Origin of the sequence: Mycobacterium sp. E735 (assembly GCF_001666955.1) — a bacterium.
Lineage (GTDB): Bacteria > Actinomycetota > Actinomycetes > Mycobacteriales > Mycobacteriaceae > Mycobacterium.
In genome coordinates this window covers 1-2,271 of sequence record NZ_LZIX01000066.1, presented here as the reverse complement: position 1 = coordinate 2,271, position 2,271 = coordinate 1, and the positions used below count along the sequence as shown (strand labels likewise).

The window sequence follows — 2,271 nt, the reverse complement described above, 5'->3', positions numbered from 1 at the left end:
GCCGCGCCGATGCCGGCCGCGCCCGTGGGGTCGGCGCGCAACACGAGCACGCGGTCGGCGAGGATCGCCGCCTCATCGACGTCGTGAGTCACCAGCAACGTCGTGGTGCCCGCCTCGTGCTGCACCCTGTCGAGCAGGTCCTGCATCCGCAACCGGGTCAACGCGTCCAGGGCCGCGAGCGGCTCGTCGAGGAGCAGGACACTGGGCCGGCGCGCTAGAGCCCGCGCGAGGCCGGCACGTTGTGCCATACCGCCGGAAACCTGCCGCGGGCGATGATCACCGAACTCGGTCAGCCCGACGACGTTCAGCCAATGTTGAACCTCCCCGGTGCCCTTCGCGCGCGCCGTGCCAGGCGGTAAACCGAAGGCGACGTTGGCCGCCAGCGATCGCCACGGCAGCAGGCGCGGCTCCTGGAAAACCATCGCGCAACGCGGGTCGACCCCCCGGACGGCCTTCCCCGCTATCTCGATCCGCCCGGCGCTGGGCTTGTCGAGACCGGCCACGAGTCGCAACAGCGTCGACTTGCCGCTGCCCGAGGGCCCGAGCAACGCGACGACCTGGCCCGGTTCGATCTCGATGTCGACGTCGCGCAGCACGGCGCGCGTTCCGAAGGTGCGGTTGACGCGAAGCAATGACACGCGTGCCGGCGCGAGACTGGTCGACATCACCCGCGCAGCCTAGGAATCGCGCGCGGCGCCCACCAGGTTTGCGTTGCCGATGATTAAAACCCGCTGTGCGCCATCACTAGACGGCGATCAAGGTCAGCCGTGCGGCGCTTCGGAGATCTTGGTGTCCGGCTTGCCAAGCGTCTGGCAGTACGTCGCCGCCGACAGCCGAGTGGCGGTGATCTCGGCGTTGGACGGGTCGGTGCCGTTCTTGTCCTTCAACATCTTGCTGACTTCGTCGTTCTGCTTCTTCTCGTCCTGCGAGGTGAAGTCCTTGCACTTGGTGTCGCCGCCGGTGTTGATCACCTGTGAGGCCGAACACGCGCTGGACAGCAGCACGGCTAGTGCGAGCGTCGCGGCCGCGATTTGCTTCATCGTTTGCCTCCCTGGGAGTCGAGTAGTGGTATCAGTACACCAAATCGGCCGATTTGAAACCCCGCACGAGATTTGCCCGCCGATCGGGCCGGTTGCTCGGCGTGCATTTCCGCGGCGATCGGGAATAACTGCCTCGTTTGCATCGTCGTTTGCGTTCGTCGCGCCGAATGCCAGGGGGAAACGTCCAGTGTCTGTAGCCAACGGGTCAACGTCGCGACCTGCGGCGGCTCTGGACAAGGCGGGCCGCCCGGATGCGGACCGGGCCGTCTTCGGCCGCGTGCTGGTGCTCTTGCTGTCCGTCGGCTGGGTCGCCAACCACTTCGTCGCGCTGATGCCCGCGCTCAGCGCGCGGCAACACCTCAGCCCAGCCACCCTCGATGCGATCTTCGGGGTCTATGCGGTGGGCTTGGTGCCCGGCCTGCTCGTCGGCGGGCGCACCTCGGATGCGTTCGGGCGCCGGCCGGTGGCGCTGGCGGGCGCGGCGACCGCCGTGGCCGGCACGGTGGCCATGCTGTGCTCGCAGCAGTACGAGATCTTGCTCCTCGGCCGCCTGATCGTCGGGTTCGGTGTCGGCCTGGCCATGAGTTCCTGCACCGCCTGGGCCTCCGATCTGAAAGGTCCGGCCGGGGCGGCCGCCGCGGGTGCGGTGTTGATGGGCGGTTTCGCGATCGGACCGTTCGCGGGGGGCCTGATCGTCAAGGCCGGTCCGGGCGGCATCCAGTTGTCGTTCGGGGTCGCCGTCGCGATCGGCATCGCGGCGATGGCCTTCGCGGTGCTTGCGGCGCGCGGGGCGGAGACCACCGCGCGGCCAACCGCGCGGGTTTGGGAACCGCCGACCACCGCGGGGCAGGGCACCGGGCGGGCGTTGAGTTGGGCGATGCCGCTGGCGCCGTGGGTGTTCGCATCGGCGACACTGGGGTTCGTCGCGATCCCCGGCCGTGTCCACACCGGGCTCGCCGCCCCGATGGCCGTCGGCACCGCCACGCTGCTCGTCAACGGGGTCAGCGGGCTGATCCAGGTGCTGGCCCGCGCGCGGAGCTGGGGGCCCCAGGCCGGCACCGCCGGCGCACTGCTGGCCGCACTCGGCTACGCGACCACCGCGCTGGCCCCGCATACCATGTCGTTGGCCTTGGGCCTTCCCCTCTTCCTGGTGCTGGGATGCGCCTCCGGCCTGTGCTTGCGTGAGGGGTTGATCGATCTGGAGGCCGCGGCGCCGAAACGCTTGCGCGGC

Annotated in this window: 3 protein-coding genes; 1 reads left to right on the top strand and 2 read right to left on the bottom strand. The window is 69.7% G+C overall.

Going from position 1 to position 2,271, the window contains the following annotated elements:
• Together A5704_RS05090 and A5704_RS05085 are read right to left on the bottom strand one after the other, a co-directional pair.
• Positions 1 to 638, bottom strand: a 638-nt coding sequence (locus tag A5704_RS05090) for an ABC transporter ATP-binding protein (protein WP_197499140.1), incomplete at its 3' end; no start/stop codon positions are given.
• Between the two features lie 123 nt (positions 639 to 761).
• Entirely contained in the window at positions 762 to 1,040 is a 279-nt protein-coding gene (locus A5704_RS05085) for a hypothetical protein (RefSeq protein ID WP_067749783.1), read from the bottom strand.
• A 229-nt stretch (positions 1,041 to 1,269) separates the two neighbouring features.
• Between A5704_RS05085 and A5704_RS05080 the strand changes: the two genes are divergently transcribed.
• A partial coding sequence (locus A5704_RS05080; protein WP_067887670.1) for an MFS transporter occupies positions 1,270 to 2,271 on the top strand: 1,002 nt, incomplete at its 3' end.